Origin of the sequence: Nocardia asiatica NBRC 100129, assembly GCF_000308415.1 — a bacterium.
In the GTDB taxonomy this organism is placed as follows: domain Bacteria; phylum Actinomycetota; class Actinomycetes; order Mycobacteriales; family Mycobacteriaceae; genus Nocardia; species Nocardia asiatica.
Genome location: NZ_BAFS01000226.1, coordinates 1 through 26,937, shown reverse-complemented (window position 1 = coordinate 26,937; position 26,937 = coordinate 1). Strand labels below are relative to the sequence as shown.

Sequence of the window (26,937 nt, the reverse complement as noted above, 5' to 3'; positions counted from 1 at the left end):
CGCCGAGGCCAGCCCTGCAGTCCCTACCGCGGGCCCGGTAGCTGAGCGCTACGTCATCGAATGTTTGGAGGGAACCCCCGGGCCGGCCCGTTGGAGTGACGGCACCACCGGGTATTCCCAGTGGTGTTTCGACACCCATGGGGGCCAGGAGTACCTGGAAGAAGAATCTCGGTCGGGCGTTGCACCGGGCAACACGAGTCCCGAGGTGCAACCTGATCCGTACGGCCGCGAATACAGCTGCGACGCAGCGGGATATTGCCACTGGCCCGACGGATCTCCCGTACCAGGCGCTCAGCGGTGTGGGCGACAATGCGGCGAGCCGCCGACGTCGGGTGAGGTGCAGCAAGACTGGTGGGACTGCGTTTCGGTCAAGACAGAGGAACGATGCCGCGAGGAGTTGGGCCGCTGAGCGGAGCCGCGCACGACGATGTCATGCCGCGCTCGGGCGGCACGGGGTACGGACGGTCTCGGGAATGTTCGTCAGCGAGTTTTCGCCAACTGGAGGCGATTCTGCGCGAAAGCTCGCGCACGGCAGCAGAATCGCCGGCAGCACGAACCCGAATCGTCGGCGCAACCCCTCCTGGAGCACCATGATGACCGCGAGTTCGACCACGACCAATTCCACGCTTCCTCGACGCATCCTCGCCCGCCTGCTCAGGGAGAAGCGCGAGGCAGCCGGTGTCTCGGTGGAGGCAGCCCGCCGAGCGATCGGCGTCTCCAAACAGACGTTCTGGCGGATGGAGACCGGGCAGCCGACTCGGATCAATCCGCTGTTCATCAGCCACTTGGCGCAGATGTACCGGGTGGATGAGGAGGATGCTGAGGTGCTTCTCGGTCTTACCGAGGAGACGCAGGCTAAGGGGTGGTGGCATGCCTTCAGCGAAGCTATCCCGAAGCATTTCGACCTGTACGTCGGTCTCGAAGATGCGGCGAAGCGCTTCAGCTCCTACCACACGATGCTGCTGCCGGGCCTGCTCCAGACCGTCGACTATCGACGGGAGGTGATTTGGGCGGAGTTCCCTGGGATGCCGACCAGTGAGGTAGACCTCCGGCTCGAACTGCACGACAGGCGGCTCGAGCGGCTACACAGTGCAACGAATCCGTTGGAGTTGAACGTCATGCTGGACGAATCCGTATTACGTCGCCGAATCGGTTCGCCAGAGATCATGTCCGAGCAGCTGGGCCACCTGGTCGCCGCCGATCAGCTCCCCAACGTGACGGTACGAGTGGTCCCGCTCGATGCCCGCAGGCACAAGGGCGTCGTGACCGGCCATTTCGTTATCCTCGAGTTCCCCCGCCATCCGACGGCGAACCTCACCGACCCGCCAGTGGTGTACATCCAAGGCTTCACGGGTGCTCTCTACCTGGAAAAGCGTGACGAATTCGAGCATTACCGCGACGCGTATGCTGACCTCCGGCGTGTCGCATTGGATGAGGCCGGTAGCCGCCAGCGCATCCAAGAGATTGCAGAGGAGTGGGCTCGGTGAGTCTCGGTTTGTCGGAAGCGCATTGGTTCAAGAGCAGCCGCAGCTCAGGGAGTCAGGAGTGTGTCGAGGTCGCGCATCTGAAGGTCGGCATGGTCGGTGTCCGGGATTCGAAGGACGCCAGCGGCCCAGCGCTCGTCTTCACCCCCGCCGCGTGGGATGAATTCACCGCAGCAGTGCGGTGTGGGGGCTTCGAGCTCGCCTGATTCGGGATCGCGCCCGCGCTCCGATTGCAGGAGCGCAGGCACACCCTGACGATGTTCTCGGCCCGGTCGGCCCGCTTTCGGTACGCGCCGCCGTCCTGTCCGTCCAGAGCGGAGGCTCCGTTGCGGCCTCTTGGTCGGCCTCGGGCTGTGCGCGAGTAGCTGTAGACCACCACCTCGGCCGCACAAGAGTCCGGTGGTCTCGGCTAGTTCGTCTTGGTGTTCGTCAGGTGGCGGCCGATGTATCCGATGTAGATCTTTCCATCCTGCGACCACCGGTCCAGGTAGTACATCCGCGGACTGACCATTCCGATCTGGCCGAGCCGGAAGTGGGCCCGCATTTCGATCTGCTCGCTCGGAGAGACGTGCTTCGGGACAGGGAAGCGCCGTTCGTGGCCCCATTGCTGCATGGTCGTCGCCGATTCGCCAGGAACATGCTTCTTGATCGAGACCGTGCGATATCCGTCGGGAGTTCGCTTGAGATAGTCGTGCACGCTGCCTTGCCACCCATCGTCTTCCCTGGCGCGGATGCAGTCGCGTAGTGCCAGTACAGCTTCCCATCCGATGCGTGCGGTGGTGCCGAGCTGGTCGCGAGGGTCCAACTCGAAGCAGAACTTCGGATCACCCGTGAAGACCACTCCCTCGCTTTCCATCTCGTCGAGTCGGTCCACCAGCTCGATGTAAGAGGCGGGATAGGCGGTTATCTCGGTGGAGGAGTGGGGGATTCTGCCACATCGAAAGTTCGAACACGTCTCAGTTCCTTCCGCAGCCACCGGGACTCGTCGGAGAGACGCTGGCGTTCCTCGGACTCCAAGCCGTGTTCGATCTGCCACTTCTCGATCTCTTCACGTAGCTCGGTGACCTGGTCTTCGAGTGAGTCGAGTTGCTCCTGCTTCTGTTCGAGAAGTCGATTCGTTCGGTGCAGCGCGGCTGGATCGGCACCCGAGTTCATCCGTGCCTTGATCGATTCGAGGGTCGCTCGATCAATGGCCTCGATCCCGAAGACCTCCATCACAAGCCGTAGCGATTGCTGTGCGGTGTCTTCCGGCTGATCGATAACCCGGTCGATCTGTGTGGCCGCTTCCGCAATGGCGGGCTCCGCCGGTGGAGCCGTCTCGGCGGTTATTGGAACTTCGATGACCTGAGGCGATTCCGCTCGCGGAGTCAGGCCTTCGATCACATACTTGTTCTCGACACGGTCGAGCGTTCGGAGATACCTCAGAACGTCCGGTGGGAGTTTTCGAGTGATCGAATGACTGCGGGCGATGCGGCCGAGTAGTCGCTGGAGCGCCAACCCTGAGAGGTCGACGAGCTTGCCGATGGTCAGGTAGCGATGCCTGAGATGGTCATCGGGAGTGGCTGGGTCCGCGCCAGGCAGGAAGTTGCGGATGGTCCAAGGGGACACGGCATGCTGGTCACCCAGTACGGTCCGGAACTCCGCGGTCGCGAGCGGGTCCAGGACTGCGACTTCTGCCAGCCCGACTACCTGCTGCGTCCAGTTACCCACTGATTTGTAGAACGGGCCGAACGGCAACTTGTGATCCGAACCCGCGACGAAAATGAGACCGTGCCGGTCCGGGTCGGTCACCCGGGCGGCCAGATCTTCGACCCCGTGCACGCCGACATGCTGCGGGCTGGGGGTCAGATGCAGCGACTCGCGCGTTTGAATCGGCAGCACATTCACCAGACCAGGCGCGACTCTGGGGACGGCCACCCAGTTGTTGCGACTACTGCTGACTTGCAGGAGAAACCAACCGGCACCCCCGGACTTCGGGGCTCCGGCCGCGAACTCGGTCGTCCAGGTGCCGGTGGCGGGATCATCCTCGGTCAGCCGGAAACGCAGTAGATCGATGTCCTTGAGCGAATGCCGCACGACGGTCAGCGTGCTTCTGTCACGCTCGCGGAACCCCGGGTCGGTCAGATCGACCGGCCATTTCCTCTTGGTCGCCAGCCAGCCTTCGAACTCCCGGGTGATGATCTCCAGAGAAGATCTGTCGGCATCGAAGTGGGCGAATGACCGGTACGGGTCCTCGGAATAGGAGGACTTCTTCGGAGCAGTCCTTCGCGCCAGATGTCGCGGATTCGGCACCACAGTTACCTCTCTCGCCGCCCGTCCCGATCCGTACGCACCGGGTGCAGTTGGACGGCCGTGCCATCGGCCGTGACTCGCCAGCTACGCATTGCGTTCCTTGGCGAGTGCGGAGAAGTGCTCGTGCGCGAGCTGCATATCGCGCTCGCGGTCTACGCTGACGAAAGGTTCCTCGTAGGTGACGCCGTCGACAGTCAGTTCGGCCGGGGAGAGCCTGCCCTTCTTGCGGTACTCGGAGGCCAGCTTGGTCGGCAGCTGGCGGCCGTTGGCGTCGTACAGCGCCTCGCGTTCGTATCTTTGGAGCACGGGGAACTGGGTGCGGTAGATCGTCAGGAGCTCATCGGCGGTGATACCGAGCATGACGGCAACGATCGCGTCGATCTCGATGAGGGCTTGGCGGCGGTCGGTGGCCCGGCGGAGGGGGGTGTGCCAGGTCCAGTCGGAGTTGACCTCGTCGAGGTCGACTCTGGCGTCGGAGCTGACTCCGATGCCAGGAACCCAGGAATCTCGTTGCCATTGCTTGCTGTACAGCTCGGTCCAGAGAGGCGCATATTCCCTCACCAGGCAGTTGAGTCGAAGGGTGCGGAATATCAGTTGAGGTGCAAGAGCATGAGTGTTGGGAAAGGGAAGTTGGAGCCAAGTGGATGCTTTGATGTGGGCATTGCCAATGGCCTTGATCATGAAGTCCGCAACAAGTGAATGGCTTATACCAGCTATCACTGTCAGACTCCGATGATCCTCGCTCAGTGACAGTGTGTGCACTGCATGCACATGGGTTGGACCGGGTGGCAACAGTGCGGATTGAAGGGTTCGAACGGTTGCCGTGTCGCACATCTCCCGCCAGGCCAACCGGTAATAACGCGAACTCGGCTTTTCGTTCCAGCGTGGATACGCTGCGAGATAATCGGCCGATGGTCGCGAGACCTGGTAGTTCGTCCGGGGAATTGAGTCCTCGGACAGTGCCTGCAGGTCAATCGGCGAGTAATCGACATTGCTGCGCATCGTCGGGTTACCCTGCTGATATATCGGACAGGCCACAGTGAAATGCGGCCCCTGATAAATTACATCTTCCCAACGGGTGGGCACGTCGGACCGTGATTCGAAGTATCCCAGCTTTCGATCCGTTGTCTCATTCCAGCCCGCCGACCATTCAAAGCCGACACCGGACACGCGGCGTGCGCCAGCGATCTTTTCCAGGACCACCGCACTTGCGCGGTTGACCGGATACAGCATGCGAGCCTCGACTGCGCGCGTGCCAGGTTCGTCGATCAAGGCTGCCCATCCGGCAAGCTGAGATTCGGTGACTTCGATCACTCGCTCAGCGTGCGGGCGGACGTCCCACCTGCCATCAGGATCTTTCACACCTGGCGCGGGGCCACTGCCGTCGTGGTGAATGGAACGTGTCGCAACATCTGGGTGGTATATCGCGGCTCCCTGAATGAAGCTCACAGCGGACTCGGCGCCGTATACATGGACGCCGTACTGGCGGGTGTGATTTATCTCGGTGAACAGCTTTATTTCGTTGCGGAACTGCCAATGCCTCCGCAATCGCCGATAGCATGCAGCTCGAAAACTATTCGCACGAGCTTCCGTGAAGTGGCTTTCTGGATGAATTAGCGAGACGATTCCGGATGGGGAGGATGATCGCCATGTGCGCTCCATGAAGCACCGGTAGAGGTCTGGGCGCAATCCAGTCAACGCGGGACGGTCGACGCTTGAGCCGAGATGCTCAATCTGCCCGACTTGGTTTGTCCGTTCATTGAGAAACGTCGAGCGAATTTCGTGCAGCGACAGCATTTCAGTGAATTTGGCTTGCTTAATGCGCTCCGATGGTTTGAGTTCCAACTCCCACCACGGATCGAACTCGGCAAGCACGCTCGCCTCATCCCAATCCGGTCGTACCCACGGTGGATTACCGACCTGCAGATCGAACCCGCCACGTGCAAACACCGGCGCGAAGTCCAGTTCCCAATGGTGGAACCCCTGCGTGTTCGCGATTCCGGCCGCGACGGCCAACCAGGGAAACTCCGCAATCGCCGCATCTACCGCCTTCACCTGAGCGAAAGTCCGATCGGTGTCCTCGGCGATATCCAGCTCGAACCAGCTCAGGTCCCCTGAGATACTGGTCTGTCCATACTTCTCGAACTTCCCCGCCTTGGGTGCGATCCCGAGCAACGCCTCGAGCCCACCGACCCACTGATCCCAGTCCGGCGCCGGAACGTCGGTGGTCAACGGCCATGACCACAGCGCACACCACGCATCCATCACCCGCCGCAGACGACGATAGGCCCCGTTCTCGTTGTGCAGCACTGCCTCGATCTGCTCGCGCTCCACCACCGGCTTGTACTCGAGGGCCTCTCTGCCCCACAGGTGCAGATCGCGCCGAATCTCGGCTTCTGCGATGACCAGTCGCCGCAGCGTGAACTCCCACAGCGTCTCCACCCGTTGCGCGAGCGAGGCGAGGCGCTTGGCCATGTCCTTCGACGGCGACTTGCGAATATCGTTGCGCCACAGTCGAAGTTCTTCCCGCTTCTCCGGCGCGTACGTCTTGGCCTCGGCGGTGTCGACTACCGCACCCCACCCTTCGGCGGGCAGCAGGAAGTGGTGAATGCCTGCGCCGATCTCCTGACCGAGCGGTATGTCCTTCGGAACAGTTTTGAGCCACGCCTTCTTCGCCAGCTCATTGGGCATGTACACCGCCCGCCGCGCTCCGATGAGCGAGTTCCCGCGCCGCAGATGCAAGCCGAACCAGGGCGCTTGCAAACCCGCGACCATGGTGTCCAGCCACAGTGAGATCTCGGCGAGTTCCACGGCGGTCGCGTTCAAGTCGACCCCGTACACCTGGTGCAACGCGATGTGCGCTTTCACCTTCTGCAACTCGAACGGATACCGATCGGGTTCGATCCGTTCGTCGAGGTCTTCCTGCTTGCGCTTGAGGTATTCGGCGGCGAGCTGGCGCACGGCTTCGATGGCGAACGCACCGGAGCCGAGCGCGGGCTCGCAGATGGTGAGCTGGAGGATTTCCTCGGGGGAGGTGCGGGTGTCGTTCTGGTCCAGCAGTTCCTCGAGCGCTTGGGAGACAACGAATTTCGTCAGCACCTCGGGGGTGTAGTAAGAGGCGGACTGCTGCCGTTCGCGACCGGCGAGCCGGAAGACGAACGTGCCTTTGAGATGCCGCACCGGCTTCACCTCATGTGTCTCCGGGTCCTCGGCCCGCACGAAGTCGGATTCGGAGAGGTGGTCGGAGCGGTCCACCGGCACCACCCACGAACCCTTCTCCGGATCGCCGTTCTTGGCGACTTCGTACAGGTCCTCCTCGGCGAAGAACCCGGTGTAGGACATCAGGCCCTCGTACACCGCGCCGAGCTGGTTGATGCCGAGTTCGGCGTAGCTGATGAAACCGCGATCGGCGCCCTTGCGGGACTTGCTCTCCTTGGTGAGCAGCAGGTGCTGGAGAACCTGCTGGGTCGCTTCGTTGCCGAGGCCGACCTCATCGATGAGTGCGGTGGCCTTGGGGGAGAACAGGTCGGCGCGCAGTGGGTTGAACACCAAGCCAGGGGCCGGGTCGTCGGCGATGTTCTCCCGGACCTTGGGAGTGTGGCCGCGGTCCACCAAGTCGAACAGGCGCTTCAACGACTCGTAGAGATGGGTGCCGGTGCGGGCGCGGTGCGAGACGAGTTCGGTGAGGGTGAGGTCGCGCAGGCGGTCGAGGCCGTATCCCTCCTCGTATTCGGGCGCGCCGGTGGGCAGCACCTGCATCTCCGGGGACGCTTCCGCGTACAGCAGGAACAGGATGCGGTAGAGGAATCGCAGGGAGTGCTTGGCGAGTTCGTTGCCGTCGATGCCGTCCATGGTCAGGCCGTTTTCCCGGCGGCGGCGCACCACCTCGTTGGCGATGATCTCGATGGACAGGCGAATGCCTTCGCGCAGGTCCTTGGAGACGCCCACAGTGTGTTTGACCGAATCCTCGAGGACTCCGGTCCACCAGATATTCCCGTCCGCGTCCGGTTTCAGCGCTTGGTGGCCGAAGATCGCAGCGACCCGGTCGATCTCCCCGCCGCGCGCCTCGTGCTTGCGCTCGGCGACCACGAGCAGGTCCACGGCGAGGTAGCGGCCTTCCGCCCAGCGTTCGGCTTCGGCGAGCAGATGCCATTGCCCGGCCTGCACCACCACGAACGCCGGTGGGGTGTCCGAGCGGAACGCCGCGGAAACCGCTTTCGACACCGACTCGATCGGCTTGCCGTCCTCTGTGGCGGCGGTGATCAGCCTGCCGGTGCCCGGGTCGAGCAGATCTTCGAGCGCGGCGACCGGATTCGCTTGCAGAAAGAGCACATTCGCCACATCCGGCAGTCGCGCATCGGGTATCTCCAGCTCGGATCCCGCGCGTTCGGCAGTGAACGTGGTCAGTTCGCCCTCGTAGCCGAATGTGGCCCGCACCTGGGCGTGCGCCTTCGGAGCCGATTCGGGGCTCTCCGCGAGCGCGGCCAGAGCCGTCTGCAGGTCGCGGGCGGTGGCCAGCAAAGAGCTTCGCACGGTGGACCGGCCTTCTTTGGCTTCGGCGTCCCAAAGCTTGCGCAGCTCCATCACCTTGCCGTGGAAGGATTCCTTCACCGAGTCGGTGGTGAAATAGTGCTCGCTGATCCAGTCCTCGCCGACGACGATGGAGTCGAAAGAAGCCATGGTCACTGATCCTTTTCGGGGACGATCACGAGCAGCGGGCGCACCAACTGCTGGGTGGGGGCGAGAGATTCGGCGAGGCGCTGTTCTTCGGCGATCCGGTGCGAGAGTTTGTCCACCTTCTTCTTCTGGCTGCCGAACAACTCGAGCTGTTCGGCGCCGGAGTACCAGCGGTCGGCGCGCTGGCGCCAGGCGGCCAGGCGCTCGTGGGCCGTTCGTTCCTGCTGGTCGAGCACGATCTTCATCGACTCGGCCGCCCGCTCGACCGCGATCGGGATCAGCTGTTGCAGGCGGTGTGGGTCGGCGAGCGGGCCAGGGTTGGCGGTGCCCGGCTTCAAGCCGGTGTCGGTGAGCAGGAAATCGAGATCGAAATGCGTCTCGACCAGCGAGAACGAGGGGCGTTCCGAGTTCGGGAACACCACGGTGGCGAAGACGCGGGAGACGAGCTGACCGCGCCGGTTCATCAGCGTGCCCATCAACAACACGGTGGTCACGTCGAGCTCGCCGCGGATGGCGAAAATCTGGTTGCGGCCCAGCGCGCTGAGCGCGCGGTCGCTCGCCCAGTCCAGCACCGGGTGCAGCGGACCGAGGAAGTGCGCCTCCGGCCAGGTGGTGCCGTTGATGCCCTTGCCCTGTCTGGCCGTCCGCAGCTGGGCGTCGCCGACCTGCGGCGAAGTGGCCAGTTTCAGGCGCTCCAGCACGCGGCCGTGCTGCAAGTAGTTCTGCGGTAGTTGCCCCAGCCGCTGCCTGAGGTCTCGCGGCGGAACCAGCTCGGCGATACCGTGATTGGCGTGCACGGTCCAGTCGACGCCGCCCGCGGCGGGATCGGCATGCGGAATGTCGCAGAAGCTCGCGCGCAACGCTTCGTCCAAGAAGGTGATGTCGTCGGGGTACAGGCTCTGGCGGGGTAGTTCGGGCAGGGCGGCCGGTTCGTCGGGCTCCAGGTCGATCTGAGCGAAGAACGCGTCGATGTCGTCACCGGCGACGACCTCATCGACGGTGCGCAGCTGATCGTCGAGCGAGGTCTTGCCGGCCAGCACGTCACGAATCGCCGACTCCTCGTCGCCCACACTGTGTTTGCCCATCAGCGAGGCGACATCGCCGAGGGTGGAGTGCGCTTGGTTCTCCCGCTCCAGCAGACGCGACAGCACGCGCAGGTCGCCGGAGAAGTCGGGGTCCGACGGCTCCAGGATCAGGGAGGAGATCACCGGCGGGAACTTCTGGCCGTAGCGATCGACGCGACCGTTGCGCTGTTCGATGCGGATCAGCGACCAGGGGATGTCGTAGTGGATCAGATGGTGGCACTGGGCGTGCAGGTTCACGCCTTCGGAGGCGACATCGCCGGTGACCAGCACCCGGATCGGGGATGTCTCCAGTTTGAAGCTGTCGACGATCTCCTGCTGCTCCACATCGGACAGACCCCCGTGCAGCATGACGACGTTCTCCTGCCGCAACCCCAGCGACGCGGGCAGCAGTTCGGTGAGCCATTTCAACGTCGCGACCCGCTCGGCGAACACGACGGCGCGGGTGGGCGACGCCGCGCCGACGCCGATCTCCCGCAGCCGCTGCACCAGCGCCGCCTGCTTGCCTGCCGATTCGGTGAACGCTTTGTCGTTGAGATCGGAGAGGGTATTCAGCGCGGCCAGTTCGGCGTGCTGCGCCGGTGAGCGCGGGCCACCGTCCTTGCGAAGCTTGTCGCGGCGCTGGTTGATCGATTCCCGCAGCGCGGCCGGTGATGAGAGGAACGCCTTCGCCAGCGTCCACGGGAACAGCGCGGTGGTCTCACCCGAATACGGTGACGCGCCCGTCCGTGGATGCAGCCACACCTGCGACAGTTCGCGCGCCACAGCGTCTTCCGCGCCGGAAGGCTCCACAAGGCGATGCACCGGCTCGGCGCGTTCGGCCCAGTCGCTGCCCACCTCGGCGGCCACTTCCTCGTGATGCCGGTGCCTGCGGATCAGCAACGCCGAGACGTCTTCTTTGGTGAACGAGCCGTCCGCCGCTACCGCGGTGGGGTCCAGCAGGCGCAGCAGTTCGGCGAACGATTCCTCACGACCGTTGTGGGGGGTCGCCGATGCCAGGATCAACGCCTCGGTGTTCGGGGCCAGCACTCGGGCCAGTTCGTTGTTCATGGTGCCGACATTGGTGAGGTTGTGCGACTCGTCGATCACCACCGCGTCCCAGTGCTGGCGCTCCAAATGCGCCTTGTACCGAGGGCTTTTGAGGGTGTCGATCGAGATGATCGCGCGCTTGTAGTAGGTGAACGGGTTGCGGGTGGCCGGAAGCTTCTGGCGCACCTTCTGAATCCCCGCTGAATCCAGCCGCACGAAGGGCAGCGCGAAACGACACCACAGTTCGTGTTGCATCTGCTCCAGCACATGCTTCGGCGTGACGACGAGGATTCGCTCGCCACGTCCGCGCCGCACCAGTTCGGACAGGATCATGCCGATCTCGAGCGTCTTACCGAGGCCGACGGCGTCGGCGATCAGGATGCGCGGCCGGATGAGCCGGGGATCGAGCGCCTTGGCGACCGCGGCTCGCTGATATCCGAGTGAATCGGCGAGCATGCGTGTCGACACCGTCAGCGTTTGGTCGCCATAGGGAAAGGGCGTTTTACGCAGCAATGCTTCCAGCCACAGCCGGGAATCCCGGTAGCCCGACGACCCGTCGGGGACGACCTGAGCGGCGGCGGGGTCGAGGACCTGGATGTCGTCGAGACTCTGGTAGAAGATCGCCGTAGTGTCGGCGACGAGCTCCGATAGCCCGCGCACGCGAACCAGCCACCCGTCGGACCCTTGTTCGGCCGAAGTGACCAACCATTCCTCGTCGCGGACTACGACGATCGAACCGGGCGCGACGTGGAACGGATCACGCGCTTGCGCAAGGGTCATCGAGGGTGCTCCTGGTGGGTCGACAGCCGAAGAACTCAACTTAGTACCGTCTCCGAGACGCGCAGCGTTTCCGTCTGGGCGGGATTTCTTCGATCCCGATCAGTCCCCATCGGGCAACAGGCCGAGCTGCCTCTTGACCCGATTCGAGGCTTCGCGGACGGGGCCGCGCTGGGTGGCGACCTTGCCGTCCACCGAGAGGATGCTGTTCTGCCAGATCGTCGCGCTGCGTCGCCAGTCGATCTCGGTCGCCAGGCGCCGGTACTGGTGCAGACGCCACTCGAGATCAGGGCTCTTGCGAATCTCGTACGCGACGCGACCGATGATGACGAGACCGGTGGCGGTCATGTTCACGTACTTCTGGCGGAAGTCGGCCACCCGGTTGGCCGGGCCACCGCTGGTGGGCAGCGCGCAGATCTCCTGCCAGGGATCCAGGTGATCGGACATGGTCTCGATGAGCGTCACCGCGTCGGTGACGAGTTCGTCGCGGGCGGCCTTGTCGCCGATCAGCTGGGCGCTCTGCCGGGCCACCGAATCCTCCGCGAGCGCGTAGTCGGCGAACAGGAGTTCCTTGACGAACTGGCGGACCTGGTTGAGCAGGAACACCGACTGCGATGCCTTGGGCAGGGTCTTGGAGGTCGCGTCGACGCGGCCGCGGAAGAACCGGGTCCGGTCGACCAGATCGGCGAGAACTCCGTTGACTGGCTCGCGGGTGTTGTACACGGCGAGGAGGCTGGCCGGGATCTGCTTCGTTTGAGCGGCATCGGCGAAATCCTGATGGATGCGCTTGAGGTCGTCTTCGACGACGATCAGCACCGCGAGGCAGTCGTTCTCGAAGCCGGCTTCCAGATCGACCAGGCCGGGAATGGTGGAGCGTCCGGCGCCGTGGCCTTTGATCGCGGTGATGCGGTGCTGTCCGTCGGTGACGTAGAAGCGGACGTCGTCGCCGATCACCATGAAGCCGAGGCGGTTCTTGAAGTTGCCGCGCGGCACGTGCAACGCGGGAAGTTGCCGAGCGTTCAAGGTGACCGGCGGGAGGATGTAATCCTCGGGATTCTCGCGGACGTAGCTGTTGATGTTCTTCACGTGGTCGGTCATCAGCGGCCGGTTCGTCGTATTGGCCGGGTCGCCGCCCTTCTCGACCGACTCGGAGACGACCTGGCGGGCGAGGAAGGCGTACGGGAACGACGTCGAGATCATGGTTCGCCGTCCTTGGCGGAACACGGTGCAGGGGAATACGCGGGCGCCGGCCGACGCCGCGTCGCCGGAAGCGGCCGCTAGCGCCTTGTCCAGCCCGTCGTGCTCCTGGAGGCCGATGTGGTTGTCGGACATAGTGAAATCCTCTGTGTTTCCGGGGGTTACGCGCTGTTGATCGAAGAAATTCAGAGCTGGTGGTGCGGGCAGTAGGCGTCGATGGACGCGTCGAGGAAGGTGTACGGGTAGTCGACCGTGGCTCGCAGCTTCTCGGCCAGGACGATCTGGTTGTGCACGGAGTTGCAGTAGGCGTCGAGCCAGCGGCAGTTGGTGAGGGCGAGCCGGATGGCCGCGTCCTGGGCGCCGCAGGACTCCTCGTCGAAGTAGGACTCGCGCAGGAAGCGGTAGTCCGCGCCGCTGCGCGGCCCGCAGCCGCTGGAGGACGAGCCGCCGGCCGATCCGCTGGGCGGTGCGGCGACTGCGGGCGGCGCCAGCACGATGAGCGTGGCGGTCGCCCCGATGGCGAGCAGGGTCGCGAGCGTGCGGGTGGAGGTGAACATGGAATCCCCGTGATGGTCGTGGTGGTGCCGGGGCGCTGGCGTCGATGAGTGGGCGTTGGCGTCACGGAGGCCAGCAAGGCGAAGTAAACATACGGCTTTCGTGAAAGCAATGTCAACACGTTCATCTTTGTTGACTTTTGCTCAACAATCGAGGAAGGTAAGCGGAACAGGCCCGGATAGGAGTGGCATGCCTAAACCCGCGTTCACGGTCAGCGCCGCAGAGCTCTCCCGGCTGGCCGGCGTCACCCGCGCGACGGTGAGCAACTGGCGGCGCAGACATAGCGACTTCCCCAAGGCGGTCGGTGGCAGCGAGGCCCGGCCGTTGTTCGACCTGCATCAGGTGCGGGAATGGTTGGCGGCACGCGACATCAGGCCCGCGGAGTCGCCGATGGCCGAGTTGCGGACACTGCTGCGCGCGGACGTTACGCCGGACGATGCCTTTCGGTTCATGCGATCTTTGCGGCGCACCGAGGACGGGTGGGCATGCGCCGACCGAAACGCTGTCGACGCCGAGTTCGTGACGCGTGCGGTGCCGCTCATGGAACGGGTGAGCGCGATCGAGGGCGTCCGGGCCGCGGTCGACGCACTGGCCGATCGCGCGCTCGAGAACACCTTGGCGACAGGTGTCTATGGAACTCCCGAGCCAGTGGCGGCATTGATGGCCGAATTGATCCGCGCACCCGGGGAAAGCGCGGTGCGTAGCGTACTGGATCCGGCATGCGGCGGCGGCTCGCTGCTATCGGCCGCCGCCGAAGTTGGCGCGGTTCACCTCTACGGGCAAGATGTCGTGCCGGTGCAAGTCGAACGGGCGCGATTGACGATTCAGGCACAGGCCGATCTACAACCGCAAATTCGTCTCGGCGACAGCCTGCTCGCCGACGCGTTCGCAGACCTTCGGGTCGACGCTGTGCTCACGAATCCACCCTATGGGCAACGTGATTGGGGTGTTGCGGAGCTCGCGTTCGATACCCGCTGGGAATATGGCTTGCCACCGCGTCTGGAGTCCGAACTGGCCTGGGCGCAGCACGCGGTGGCACATCTGCGACCGGGAGGAACGGCGGTGTTGCTGCTGCCGCCGGCTGTGGCGTCGCGATCCTCGGGCCGCAAGATTCGGACCAATCTCGTCCGATCCGGTGTCCTGCGAGCGGTGATCGGGCTGATGCCGGGAGCGGCGCCGCCGTGGCACGTCGGGCTGCAGATCTGGGTTTTGAGAAGCCCCGAACCAGATGCGCGGCCCTCCGGCTCCCTGCTGTTCATCGATACCACCAGGGTGCAAGCCGAAGGGGATGGTGAGGACCGCCTCGCATGGGATGCCATCACCGGCAGCGTCGTACGTGCCTGGCGCGCATTCGACGCGGCAGCGCCTTCGCCGACCGAGCCAGGGGTCGCCGCCATCGTTCCGTGGATCGACGTACTCGACGATGCCGTGGACCTGACACCCGCCCGTTACGTCCATTCGTCACTCGACTCGGGCGCGGTGTCCGATCGGATCGACGCTGCCCTCCGACGGCTCGGTGCGGCCGGTGACGAATTCGCTGCGGCGCGAGAGATGATGGCGGGGTGGGCCGAATCGCCATCGAAGTCATGGCGCCAGGTGACCGTTGCCGATCTGGTGAACCACGGTCAATTGCAATGGATTCGGGCCCAGTCGCCGATGAAGGAGGGCGGCGCTGTGGGCGATGCGCGGCCGGTGCTCACGGCATCGGACGTCGGAGCGGGCAAACCCGCATCAGGAACGATGAGCACGGCGCAGCCGGCGGAAGCGGTGGAGATCGAACTCGGCGACGTGCTGATTCCCGCGATCCGCAGCGATCGCACGGGCGGACGGAACGTTCGCGTGGCCGGACCGGACGATGTCAGGGCCATTCGTGGTGCGCACCTGCATACGCTGCGCGTCGACCGGGAACGTCTGGATCCCTGGTTCGTGGCCGGATTCCTCACCGGCTCCGACAACGTCGCCGCGACGCGGATGTCCACAGTGCGGTTCGATCCGGCACGGCTTCGCATCCCGGTGGTGTCGTTGCCGGAGCAACAACGCTATGGGGCTCTGTTCCGTCGTTTCTTCCGGCTGCGCACCGCCGCCGCGCGAGCCGCCGAAGCGGCGGAGGATCTCGCCGATCAAGTGTTCACCGGACTCACCGCGGGGGTCCTTGTTCCGGCCGAGGGGTTCTCGAGTCCAGGCGAGTAGCGAGACGGTTCGCTCATCGGGCTGGTCCGGGGCCACGCTGCTACCGTTTTTCTGACGTGGCGAAGGAGGGGAGGCATCGACGTGACTCGTGAACCGTCCGACTACCCCGGCGATCGCGAATTCGCCGAACAAGCTCTCGACGCGGCCCTATACGACCCGAGATACCACGGGAACGACGGTGACCGGCGGTGGGCGTCGGCCGAAGGAGCGACAGCTTGGATGCGATACTGCCTCGGCCGAGCTTCCGAGACCGGGACGGTCGCGGTGCTCATGCCCGCGTCGGCGGCGACAAGTCGGCAGGCACGGGCACTGCGTAGTGTCCTACTGCGCCAGGGTGTACTCCGTGCCATCGTCTCCGGTCTCGCCTGGTGGGCGGGATCATTGGCTGTTGCGCGAGCCGGACGGTGATCGACCCGATCATGTGCTGCTCATCGACGCGACCGATGACCCAGCGGGTGCGGCAGCGGCCTGGCGGGCTTTCCGGTCGAATCCGCTACATCCCGCTGCGACGCCCTATGCCGTGCGCGTGGTGGATCGGCTCGACGAGCGCGTCGACCTCGCGCCGGCCGGATCCACCGCGGAATGGATCGACGAGTACTCCGCGCTGCGCACCATGCTCGTGCAGCAGCCGGTGGAAGCGCCGCCGCCCCTGCGGCCGAATGGTGACGCGCACAGCATGGTGTCGCTCGGCGAACTCGCCGAAGCAGGTGCGCTGAGTTTCCACCAGTCGCCGCCGACGGTGGTCGGTGACGGCGCGAAACCCATGCTGACGGTGAAGGACATCCGTCTGGGTCGTGCGCCCTCGCGTCATGGTGACGCCGATGTGCCCGGTGCCGTGATCACACGCGCGGGAGACATCGCGGTGGTTGCGAGGGAATCGGTGGTACGGCAGTGCGCGGATGACGGTGTGCTGCTCGGTCCTGGCATCGAGCTGCTGCGGGTCGACGCGAGGGTGATCGACTCCCGATTCCTCGCAGGGGTACTGCGGGCCGCGCTCACCCGTGCCGCAGGTGACAGCATCGACCTGTATGAGGTGGGCTTCGCCCGGCTTCCGTTGTCCGAACAGCGCGGATATGCCGACGCCTTCGCGAAGTTGGGCGAGCTCGAGCAGGCTTGGCATCGGCGGCGTACGGAGCTCGAACGGTTGGTGCGAATCGGCTACGAAGGGTTGTCGACCGGGCGTCTACGTCCGGGCGCCGAAAGCGCGTGATCTCGGATATCGGACCCGGTGTATCCACGGAGGTGATGGCGGTGCACCCGCAGGTTGTCGGCGATCGGTACGAGCTCGTCCGCTCGGTTGCGGCCGGCGGGATGGGGCAGGTCTATGAGGGGTTCGACCGAAACCTGAAGCGCCGGATAGCGGTGAAACTCCCGCATGTGAACCTCGATGCCGACCCCGAGTGGACCAAACGCTTCTTGCGGGAAGCGGAGGTGATGGCGAGTGTCAGCCACCCCGGAATGCCGGCGATCCATGACGCGGGAACTGTCGAGGATGATGGACATCGGCCGTTCCTCGTCATGGAATTCGTCGAGGGCGATACGTTCGAGAATCTGCTCGCCCGACACGGTCCACTGCCGATCGGAGTTGTCGCCGCCCTCGGCGCGCAGGTTGCCGCGGTCCTCGCAGCGACGCACCGGCATCGCATCTATCACCGCGACCTCAAACCATCGAATCTCATGCTCTGCCACAACGGGACCGTCAAGGTGCTCGACTTCGGGCTGGCCGTGGCCCCCGATTCCGGCCGCAGCCGCTACACCAGCACCGGGCAGACCATCGGCACGCCCGCGTTCATGGCACCCGAACAGATCGAAGCGCGTGAGGTGACGCCGCAGACCGACCTCTATGCCTTAGGGCTGATCCTGCACGAATTGCTCACCGGCGATCGCGTGATGGCGGGGGATAACCCGTTCACGGTGTGGACTAACCAAGTCTCCCGGCCTGCCCCGGACATCCGCGCCGAGCGACCCGAGATACCAGCCGATCTGGCTGGGGCCGTCATGTGCATGCTGGAGAAGAAGCCTGAGAGTCGGCCGGCGAGCGCGGGAATCGTGCACGCGGTGCTGATGCGGCACGCGACCGAACTCGGTGCCCTGGTCGATGACGCGTACAGTCCCGCACGGTTGTACGCGCTCGCGGTGAGCGCTTCATCCCAGCCGCATATGTCGACCACCACGCTCGGGCCCGCAGTGCTCGACCACCCCGCAACAGACTCATCGGCAGGCGCCATTCCGACCGATGATTTCAGCCGCGCGGATCTGCACCGGGCGATCGATCGGGCGCGTCATCTCGCCGACGAATCCCGCTACCATCCGGCGATTCGCGAATTGAAAACGGTCGTGGCGGCCGCGATCCCCCTGCTCGGCGCGCGTGACGCCGATGTGGTCGACGCCCGCGTGAAGCTCGCCGACCTGCGTGCGGAAGCGAGCAGTCACCATGAGGCCGCCGAACACTATCGCATGCTGATCGACGACCTCACCGCCGAACGCGGACCATACGACGACCAGGTCATGCACTGCCAGCGCCACCTCGCGGTCTGCCAGGTACACCTCGGCGAGCTGGACGCGGCGTGGGCTCGCTTGGAGCGGTTGCAGGTTCAGATGGAGTCGCGGTACGGGGCCGCGGACCGGCGAGTGGTGGAGTTGGGTGAAATGATCGAGGGCATTCGTCGGGCGAGATCGTGAAGGCTTGCGTGGGGCGCGCGCTGTGGACGAGCGCAGAGTTATCCCAGGTTAGGCCAATACCCGCACCGCAGTCCCCCTTCCGCCGACGTGCAGTCCTCTCCCACAGCCCAGTATGCGTCACATCTTCCTCCGCGCGCTTCGAACTCGTAACGACCTCCGGGCGGATAGGGTGCCCCCTTCTGGTGGAGCACGGACCCTCATCGGCACTCGATGATAGATCGCGACATGCGGCGGCGCGCAGTTCTGGTGGTCGATTTCGGCGGTGGAAACCACGCCGATGGCGGGGTGGGAGCCGACTACGGTTCGCGGGTCGGTCACGGTGGTGACTCGGACTCTGAGGGCATGGGTTGGCTGTGCGACCCGGAGAGCGAAACCGTGAATGGACGAGCTACATGGATGGTCTGACCGGGATCACGGGAGGGCCCAAATGCGATACCGCGAGGCTGCCCGCCCGGGCGGACATGTAGTACCTCCCAGGTCAAGACGGGGGAGGTACTACGCACACCGGCCCTGCTGCCCGGACGAGGCCGGGCTGCTGGCCAAGGCGATCCACGTCCTACACGACTGCGCGCGTCAAGATGCTGCATGGTCATGAAAGCTCGACAGTCTCAACGCAATCCGCCCTCCGGTCGAACTGCGACGCGATCGGGTAGATTCTCCCGTCATGACCGCTGGGGGATACGAGACCAAGCTTCAGATTTCGCAGCTCAGTTTGGCTGTTCAGCGTGACTACGTTCCACATGTCCATCGGAACGGTTCGGAGAACACCAAGCAGCTGTTGTCGCGGGGTTTGGCCGCGATGGCTGTTCGGATCTTGACCGGCTCCGACGTCCGAGAGGCAGCCGAATGCGGCACAGACGGAAGCCAGGACGATGGCATCGATGCGATCGCTGTACACCCGGATGGCAGTACGATCTATCTGGTCCAGGCAAAGTGGCACGACAACGGGAATAAGGTCATTGACGTCTCCGAGGCGCACAAGATGCTGGATGGCCTGGACTGCCTGAGGGAAGGCCGCTTTCATCGTGAGAACAAGCGTGCCGCAGCGATGTTGCCACAACTCCGCCCCCTTTTGAATAAGCCCGGTGTTTCGGTTGTTCTCGTAGTTGCTGCAACATCTGATCGGAATATCGACGACAATGTCGAGGAGGTCTTCGCTAGAAGGCTTGCTGGTCCGGGCTTCATCACCAAGAAGCAAATTCGCCTCCGCGATTTCCATCGACAAATTGTTCTGGAGTCCCAAACAAGATCACCCAGCGTTGAAGCCAGTCTCTACGGTTGGCGGCAAGTTATGGGACCGTACCGGGCGATCTACGGAAGGATATCCGCTGGTGCCCTCGCGGAATGGTATGAACGCTACGGAACGAAACTCTTCGATGAAAACCTTCGCACCTCACTGGGTGTGACCGACATAAACGAATCAATATACCGAACCCTCCTCGATGAGCCAAAAAAGTTCTGGTATCTGCACAATGGACTGACTATCCTTTGTGAGGATTGGCCGCAAGCGCCGGGCATATCGGGCGACGAGACATTCTTCCGCTTCACAAATGTCAGTATCGTCAATGGCGCTCAAACGGTTACGCAGATACACCGGGCTCGCAAAGACAATCCGGAAGCTGTAGCAATAGCTCAGGTCGCCGTCCGATTCATTGCACTGGCGGATTGTCCTGAAGGGTTCGGCTCGACTGTGACTTTCGCGGCAAATTCACAAAATAGGATCTATTCGCGGGACTACCTTGCGCTGGAGCCTAATCAGATTCGCCTACGCGACGACTTCCGACTCACCTATGACATGGAGTATATACTCCGTAGTACAGACCACCTATCACCTGGCAGACGTGAATGTTCGGTGGTGGAGGCTGTCGCGGCCATGGCCTGTGCAGAGTCCGCTGAGTTGGCCTGCGTGGCAAAGACGGAGATAAGCAGAATCTGGGAGTCGACGAAAGCGGCGCTCTACCGAGGGCTGTTCAATTCACGTACTTCTGTTGTGGAGGTATGGCGACGAATCCAGGTCCTTCGCTTGGTTGAAAATACCCTAGGCGAGGTCGACGCATCATGTGACGAACGCATGAAAACTGTTGCAGTGCATGGGAATCGGCTGATCACCCACGCAGTATTCCAAATGCTGGATAGTTCGACGATTGCCCATGTCGACGCGGACTGGTCGCCCCAGCTCGGAAGAGTGGGCTTCCTGACGAATTGTGTCCTGAAGGCTTTGACCGATCAGATCAACATGTACATGCCCGCCGATCTTTCCAAGAATAATCAGCAAAAAGTCGCCAAAAAACTTCATCAACCAGAGAGTGCAGAAAATATTGTGCGGCTCGCCTTGAAGCGCGTTGATCACATCGAGCTGGAGTCGGCATCGGATCCTGCGCAGCAGGGACCATCCAGTGCGGAGCCGGTGTTCGTCTTGCAGGCACGAGGAGCATTGGCACACGGACGGCGTTGTGATGGCGGATTCCTAGTTCTGAAGGGTTCTACTGCATCGGCTGGTGATACTCCCTCACTAGCACCGCGCTACCGGGATACCAGACAAAATTTCTTGGATTCGTTGGTGTTCGTCCCTCATGACGGAAAATTGCTTCTCAATCGAGACGAGCTATTTGATTCGGCGTCAGATGCTGCGAACGTAATGAAAGGTGTGCAAACCAACGGACCCATCGGGTGGCATACCGTCGACGGAAAGTCCTATAAGGAACTCTCGAGAGTAGATATTGTCGAAAGTCGGTCGCAGCCGTAACTCGTAGCAAGCGTTATCCTGCATACTCCGACGATCATTCCTGTCGGTCCGATGGTTGAGCGGGATTAGCCCGGCGTGATCCCCCGTCGACGACTGTGGTTTAAAAATCCGATGTCGCTGCGGTTGAGTCCAGCAGAGTGGTGTACGAGCGGACGCCAGCAATGTCTGAGCGTGTCGTAGCCGGATAGAGGACGGTCACCGCGTGATCCTTCAAGAGACCGACCAAAGTCACTCGAAGGAGAACCACGCGATGACCGCTGTCCAGCCTATCGGCCCCTCGAAGATGCTGTCTGATCAACTCGCCGTCGCGAGTCCTGATCTGCTGCGCAGCATGATGTCGACGTTCATCCAGGCGTTGATGAGCGCCGAGGCCGACGCGGTCTGCGGTGCCGGCTACGGCGAACGCTCCACCGAGCGGGTCAACTCCCGCAACGGTTACCGCCACCACGACTTCGACACTCGTGTCGGCACGACGTCGCTGTCCCGAAGCTGCGATCCGGCAGCTATTTCCCGGACTGGCTGCTCGAACGCCGCAAACGCGCCGAACGCGCACTCACCTCGGTCGTGGCGACCTGTTATCTGCTCGGCGTCTCGACACGCCGGATGGAGAAGCTGGTGGAATCGCTTGGCGTGACGAAGCTTTCCAAATCCCAGGTCTCCCTCATGGCAGCCGAGCTCGACGCCCAGGTCGTGGCGTCCGCTGGGTCATTGCCCAACGCTGTCGGTGCAGTGGCGACCGTATAAGCGGCCCGGCAGTCACAACCGACCTGCTTACGACGCGCCGGTCAACCACTTTCGAACGCGGCCGGACATCGATTTCTCGCGTCGTCGTGCTCGAAGGGCGGGGCTGAGCCAGCTGGGCAATGGTTCTCGCGTGGCAAGCCAGGTCTGTGGCACCCCGGCGATTCGACCGGGGCGGGAGCCGGTGCCGGCGTAGGCAGCGACGATTCCGCCGACAATGGCGCTCGTGGTGTCGATGTCTCCGTCTGCCGCGATACATGTGGTGATCGCAGCTGGGTAATCGGTCAGATGCGTCGCCGCGACCCACATCGTGAAGGGCACCGTGTTCTGTGCGGTGACCAGAGATCCGTTACCGAGTTCCTCCGCTGCCTGCTCGGCGGAGGCTCCGAGCAGCGTGCGAGCACGGCGGATCAGTCGGCTGGTCTCACCGTCGTCGAGGCGGTCGAGGACAGCGGTGATGAATTCCTCTGCTGTCGGCTGCGTCCCGAGCAGGCGGGCATGAGCGGCCTGACCGGCCGCGAGTGCCACCGCGACAGCGCCGAGGACTCCTTCGGGATGCAGATGCGTCACCTGCGCCGACCGAACAACCTCGGCGACAATTGTTTCCGGATCTCCGGCGTAGAAGGCGCCCAGCGGGGCGACTCGCATGGCCGCGCCGTTGCCACAGGATCCTTGGTGGTCGAAAGCGGCTCCGGCTGCTTGCCGCCAGTGCACGCCGTCGCGGATGCGACGCAATGTGTCGACCGCGAGGAAGCCGTAGTCACGGCGCGGATCGAACCGTCGCGCGAAAGCGGCGGCAAGCCGATCCTGATCGATTCGACCGTGATCGGAGAGTTCGGCGACTACGGTGCAGGCCATTTCGGTGTCATCGGTCCACCCCCACTGCCGGGTAGCAAGATCTCCTGCCCGAAGATCCGATATCGCCCGGCCCATGATGGGGAATTCCGCACCCAGCGCGTCTCCCACGGACAGCCCGTCGAGTGAATCGAGCATCAAGTCGATATGCATCGCGTCCGATGGTAGCCATGCCGAATGGGCGGCGCGACCCCACTTCCGATGCGATCGGCCGCATAACCATTGCCTCTTGCCACCGCATTCTATCGTCATTCGGCCGGTGTATTACCAATGGTAGCATTAGTAGCATGGGTGGTAGCAAGAAGTACTCGATCAGTCTCCCTGAAGACCTTGCCGAGCAGGCTCGGGCCTATGTCGGCCCGGGTGGCTTCTCCGCCTACGTCGCCGAGGCGTTGGAGCAGCGTGTCGCGATGGACAAGCTCGGTGAGCTGGTGGCCGATTTCGAGAAGGACAACGAGCCGCTGACACGTGCGGAGATCGATCAGGCGCGGGCGGAATTGGGTTTCGAGCGGCGTCGTCGTGGTTCGCGCGGATCGGCTGCCTGATGCCGGATGTGCTGTTTCTCGACAGTGAAGGGCTGTCGATGCTGTATCGGAAGAATCGCCGAATGCTCGCATGGGTGCAGGCGGCCAAAGAGGACGGCGTGCGCGTGGCGACCACGGCGATGACGACAGTGGAAGCCGACTACAACAAAGTGCATCCGGCCCGGATCGCCTGGACTCTGTCACAGATTGATGTGCACGCCGTCACCCGTGAGTTGGCCGCGCAGGGTGCCGCACTGTTGCGGGAACACGGGCTGAGCGGCCACAAGTACGCGATCGATGCCGTTCTCGCGGCAACCGCTCGCTCGGTTCGCGGGCTGGTCACGGTGGTGACATCGGACCCTGAGGATATGGCCTTGCTGTGCGGCACAGAGATCGAGATAGTGAAGGTGTAGACGCGTTGTAGCTGTGGACAGCGGATCGGGATTCGATTCGGGAAGCTTGCGAGGCAACGGTTCTGCCCCACACTTCTTCGCTACGACAGCGAGACTCGGTTGGGCGCCATCAGCCGTCATGCCGCGAAAACGCGAACGCCGGGCTGGGTCGCTCTCTCTGATAGAGCGATCCAGCCCGGCGTCAGTTCAGCAACCTAACTCGTCGGCTCGAACGCCTCCGCGATGATCTCCGCCTGTTCCACCGCGTGCACCTTGCTGGACCCCGAGGACGGGGCCGACATGGCGCGGCGGGAGATGCGGCGGAGTTTGCCGAGGCGGTCGGGGAGGACCTCCGGGAGGTTGAGGCCGAAGAAAGGCCAAGCGCCCTGGTTGGCCGGTTCCTCCTGGACCCAGGCGAGGTCGGTGGCGTTGGGGTAGCCGCTGAGTGCCTCGTTCAGGCGGTAGGTGGGCAGCGGGTAGAGCTGCTCGATGCGGACGATGGCCACGTCTTCGCGCTTCTGCTTGGCCTTCTCGGCCGCGAGCTCGTAATAGAGCTTGCCGCTGGTCAGCAGGATGCGCTTGACCTTGGCGCGGTCGCCGACGCCCTGCTCGTAGGCGGGCTCGTCGAAGACCGAGCGGAACTTGCTCTCGGTGAAGTCCTTCAGGTCCGAGACCACGGCCTTGTTGCGCAGCATCGACTTCGGGGTGAAGACGATCAGCGGGCGGCGGATGCCGTCGAGTGCGTGGCGGCGCAGCAGGTGGAAGTAGTTGGCCGGGGTGGACGGCACCGCGACGGTCATCGAGCCCTCCGCGCACAGCTGGAGGAAGCGCTCGATGCGGCCGGAGGTGTGGTCCGGGCCTTGGCCCTCGTGGCCGTGCGGCAGCAGCAGCACGACGTCGGAGAGCTGGCCCCACTTGGCCTCACCGGAGGAGATGAACTCGTCGATGATCGACTGCGCGCCGTTGACGAAGTCACCGAACTGCGCTTCCCACAGCACCAGCGCGTTGGGGTTGCCCAGGGAGTAGCCGTATTCGAACCCGACGGCGGCGAATTCGCTCAGCGCCGAGTCGTGCACGGCGAACCAGCCCGGGTTCTCGCTGCCGATGTTGTGCAGCGGGGTGTACTCCTCGGCGGTCTTGCGGTCGATGATCACCGCGTGCCGCTGGGTGAACGTGCCGCGGCGGGAGTCCTGGCCGGTCAGGCGCACCGCGCGGCCCTCGTCGATCAGCGTGCCGAAGGCGAGCAGTTCGGCGAAGGCCCAGTCGACCTTGCCCTCGTAGGCCATCTCGCGGCGCTTCTCCAGCACCGGCTTGACGCGCGGGTGCACGTTGAAGCCATCGGGCACGTGCAGGAACGCGTCACCGATGCGTTGCAGGATGTGCTTGTCCACGGCCGTCACCACCGACGCGGGCACCGGCTGGTCGCCTTCGACCGACTCGCTCGGCCCTGGCGAGTACTTCTCCAGCTCGCGGACCTCGTTGAACACCCGCTCCAGCTGGCCCTGGTAGTCGCGCAGCGCGTCCTCGGCCTCTTTCAGCGAGATGTCGCCACGGCCGATCAGGCTCTCGGTGTAGGCCTTGCGGACCGAGCGTTTGGTGTCGATGACGTCGTACATGTACGGCTGGGTCATCGACGGGTCGTCGCCCTCGTTGTGGCCGCGACGGCGGTAGCAGATCATGTCGATGACGACGTCCTTGCGGAACTTCTGCCGGAAGTCGACCGCCAGGCGCGCCACCCAGTCGCATGCCTCCGGGTCGTCGCCGTTGACGTGGAAGATCGGCGCGCCGATGAACTTCGCGATGTCGGTGGAGTACTCGGTGGAGCGGCTGTTCTCCGGCGCGGTGGTGAAGCCGATCTGGTTGTTCACCACGATGTGGATGGTGCCGCCGACCCGGTAGCCGCGCAGGCCACCCAGGTTCAGCGTCTCGGCGACCACGCCCTGACCGGCGAACGCGGCGTCGCCGTGCAGCATCAGCGGCACGACCGAGTAGCCCTCCGGCCCGTCGCCCTTGTCCAGCAGATCCTGCTTGGCGCGGACCAGGCCCTCCAGGACCGGGTCGACCGCCTCCAGGTGCGAGGGGTTGGCGGTGAGCGAGACCTCGATCTCGTTGTCACCGAACATCTGCAGGTAGGTGCCCTGCGCGCCGAGGTGGTACTTCACGTCGCCGGAGCCGTGGGTGGCGGCCGGGTTCATGTTGCCCTCGAACTCGGTGAAGATCTTCGAGTACGGCTTGCCGACGATGTTGGCCAGCACGTTGAGCCGGCCGCGGTGCGGCATGCCGATGATGACCTCGTCGAGGCTGTGCTCGGCGCACTGGTCGATCACCGCGTCCATCATCGGGATGACGGCCTCGGCGCCTTCCAGTGAGAAGCGCTTCTGCCCGACGTACTTGGTCTGCAGGAAGGTCTCGAAGGCCTCCGCGGCGTTCAGCCGGTTCAGGATGTACTTCTGCTGCGCGACGGTGGGCTTGGCGTGCTTCTGCTCGACCCGCTCCTGGATCCACTGCAGCTGCTCGGGATCGAGGATGTGGGTGTACTCGACGCCGACATGGCGGCAGTACGCGTCGCGCAGGATCGACAGCACGTCGCGCAGCTTCATCTGCTCCTGGCCGTGGAAGCCCGCCACGTTGAACGTGCGGTCGAGGTCCCACAGGGTCAGGCCGTGCTGGGTGACGTCCAGGTCCGGGTGGCTGCGGAACTTGTCCTTGACCAGCCGCAGCGGATCGGTGTCGGCCATCAGGTGACCGCGGTTGCGGTAGGCCGCGATCATCTCCAGCACGCGCGCGCTCTTGTCGACGCCGCGTTCGCGGACGTCCTTGCGCCAGCGGACCGGCTCGTAAGGCACGCCGAGGCCGTGGAAGATCTCGTCGAAGAAATCGTCGGAGATCAGCAGCTGGTGGATGGTGCGCAGGAAGTCGCCCGACTCCGCGCCCTGGATGATGCGGTGGTCATAGGTGGAGGTGAGCGTCATCAGCTTGCCGACGCCCAATTCGGCGATGCGCTCATCGCTCATGCCCTGGAACTCGGCGGGGTACTCCATCGCGCCCGCGCCGATGATCGCGCCCTGACCGTTCATCAGGCGGGGCACCGAGTGCACGGTGCCGATGGTGCCCGGGTTGGTCAGCGAGATGGTGACGCCGGAGAAGTCCTCGGCGGTGAGCTTGCCGTCGCGGGCGCGGCGGACGATGTCCTCGTAGGCGGTGTGGAACTGCCCGAAGGTCATCGCCTCGCAGCCCTTGATGGCCGCGACCACCAGCGACCGATTGCCGTCCTTGCCGGGCAGGTCGATGGCGAGGCCGAGGTTGGTGTGCGCGGGGGTGACCGCGTGCGGCTTGCCGTCGACCTCGGCGTAGTGCCGGTTCATGTTCGGGAAGGCCTTGACCGCCTGCACGATGGCGTAGCCGAGCAGGTGGGTGAAGGAGATCTTCCCGCCCCTGGTGCGGGCGAGGTGGTTGTTGATGACCAAACGGTTGTCGATCATCAGCTTGGCCGGGATGGCGCGCACGCTGGTCGCGGTCGGGATGCTCAGCGAAGCGGCCATGTTCTTGGCCACCGCCGCCGCGGCGCCGCGCAGCACCTTGGACTGGTCGGTGGCGGTGTCGGCCTGCTTGGGGCCGGAGGTCGGCGCGGCGTTCGAGGTCGGCGCCGGCGTGGTCTGGGGGGTGCGCGCGGTCGCCGCGGCGGGCTTGGCGGCGGCGGGGGCGGGCTTGGCG

Annotated in this window: 16 protein-coding genes and 1 pseudogene; 9 read left to right on the top strand and 8 right to left on the bottom strand. The window is 64.2% G+C overall.

The window, feature by feature from the left end; translation table 11 throughout:
* Positions 1-473: 473 nt before the first annotated feature.
* On the top strand, positions 474-1,487 hold the full coding sequence (locus ON27_RS22335) for a helix-turn-helix domain-containing protein (RefSeq protein ID WP_245560051.1): 1,014 nt from the start codon (positions 474-476) through the stop codon (positions 1,485-1,487).
* A complete protein-coding gene (locus ON27_RS22330) occupies positions 1,484-1,690 on the top strand; it encodes a DUF397 domain-containing protein (protein ID WP_043731256.1) in 207 nt (68 codons plus the stop codon). Before ON27_RS22335 ends, ON27_RS22330 begins: the two co-directional genes overlap by 4 nt.
* 203 nt (positions 1,691-1,893) lie before the next feature.
* Here ON27_RS22330 and ON27_RS22325 read toward each other — a convergent pair whose 3' ends face one another.
* The 6 genes from ON27_RS22325 to ON27_RS22300 form a co-directional block, all read right to left on the bottom strand.
* Positions 1,894-2,358 carry a hypothetical protein gene (locus ON27_RS22325; RefSeq protein ID WP_043731179.1) on the bottom strand — a complete coding sequence of 155 codons (465 nt, stop codon included), beginning with the start codon at positions 2,356-2,358 and terminating at the stop codon, positions 1,894-1,896.
* Between the two features lie 29 nt (positions 2,359-2,387).
* On the bottom strand, positions 2,388-3,371 hold the full coding sequence (locus ON27_RS22320) for a hypothetical protein (RefSeq protein WP_157227279.1): 984 nt from the start codon (positions 3,369-3,371) through the stop codon (positions 2,388-2,390).
* A 489-nt stretch (positions 3,372-3,860) separates the two neighbouring features.
* A complete protein-coding gene (locus tag ON27_RS22315) occupies positions 3,861-8,456 on the bottom strand; it encodes a DNA methyltransferase (RefSeq protein WP_043731174.1) in 4,596 nt (1,531 codons plus the stop codon).
* A 2-nt stretch (positions 8,457-8,458) separates the two neighbouring features.
* Positions 8,459-11,344, bottom strand: coding sequence for a helicase-related protein (locus ON27_RS22310; protein WP_043731170.1), 2,886 nt, complete (start codon positions 11,342-11,344; stop codon positions 8,459-8,461).
* 99 nt (positions 11,345-11,443) lie between these two features.
* Positions 11,444-12,673 (bottom strand): DNA sulfur modification protein DndB, encoded by a 1,230-nt coding sequence (locus tag ON27_RS22305; RefSeq protein ID WP_043731167.1) that lies wholly within the window; start codon positions 12,671-12,673, stop codon positions 11,444-11,446.
* Positions 12,674-12,723: 50 nt separating this feature from the next.
* A complete protein-coding gene (locus ON27_RS22300) occupies positions 12,724-13,095 on the bottom strand; it encodes a DUF732 domain-containing protein (protein WP_043731162.1) in 372 nt (123 codons plus the stop codon).
* Between the two features lie 187 nt (positions 13,096-13,282).
* Between ON27_RS22300 and ON27_RS22295 the strand changes: the two genes are divergently transcribed.
* The 5 genes and pseudogenes from ON27_RS22295 to ON27_RS22270 form a co-directional block, all read left to right on the top strand.
* On the top strand, positions 13,283-15,283 hold the full coding sequence (locus ON27_RS22295; RefSeq protein WP_043731159.1) for an N-6 DNA methylase: 2,001 nt from the start codon (positions 13,283-13,285) through the stop codon (positions 15,281-15,283).
* 388 nt (positions 15,284-15,671) lie between these two features.
* On the top strand, positions 15,672-16,493 hold the full coding sequence (locus tag ON27_RS22290; RefSeq protein WP_157227278.1) for a hypothetical protein: 822 nt from the start codon (positions 15,672-15,674) through the stop codon (positions 16,491-16,493).
* Between the two features lie 35 nt (positions 16,494-16,528).
* Positions 16,529-17,965, top strand: a complete 1,437-nt coding sequence (locus tag ON27_RS22285; protein ID WP_043731253.1) for a serine/threonine-protein kinase — start codon at positions 16,529-16,531, stop codon at positions 17,963-17,965.
* A gap of 664 nt (positions 17,966-18,629) precedes the next feature.
* Complete coding sequence (locus tag ON27_RS41440) at positions 18,630-20,711, top strand: AIPR family protein (protein ID WP_083887735.1); 2,082 nt, start codon at positions 18,630-18,632, stop codon at positions 20,709-20,711.
* Positions 20,712-20,961: 250 nt separating this feature from the next.
* A pseudogene (locus tag ON27_RS22270) lies at positions 20,962-21,407 on the top strand (transposase); the annotation flags it as partial.
* 75 nt (positions 21,408-21,482) lie between these two features.
* Here ON27_RS22270 and ON27_RS22265 read toward each other — a convergent pair.
* The gene (locus tag ON27_RS22265; RefSeq protein ID WP_051046888.1) at positions 21,483-22,460 is read right to left on the bottom strand and encodes an ADP-ribosylglycohydrolase family protein; all 978 of its coding nucleotides are present in this window, start codon (positions 22,458-22,460) and stop codon (positions 21,483-21,485) included.
* A 134-nt stretch (positions 22,461-22,594) separates the two neighbouring features.
* Between ON27_RS22265 and ON27_RS22260 the strand changes: the two genes are divergently transcribed.
* Positions 22,595-22,852: a hypothetical protein gene (locus ON27_RS22260; RefSeq protein WP_043731146.1), complete on the top strand. Its 258-nt coding sequence runs from the start codon at positions 22,595-22,597 to the stop codon at positions 22,850-22,852.
* Positions 22,852-23,244 (top strand): PIN domain-containing protein, encoded by a 393-nt coding sequence (locus ON27_RS22255; protein WP_043731143.1) that lies wholly within the window; start codon positions 22,852-22,854, stop codon positions 23,242-23,244. Before ON27_RS22260 ends, ON27_RS22255 begins: the two co-directional genes overlap by 1 nt.
* A 194-nt stretch (positions 23,245-23,438) precedes the next feature.
* Here the strand turns inward: ON27_RS22255 and ON27_RS22250 are convergent.
* The coding region (locus tag ON27_RS22250; RefSeq protein ID WP_043731140.1) for a multifunctional oxoglutarate decarboxylase/oxoglutarate dehydrogenase thiamine pyrophosphate-binding subunit/dihydrolipoyllysine-residue succinyltransferase subunit at positions 23,439-26,937 on the bottom strand (3,499 nt) is incomplete at its 5' end.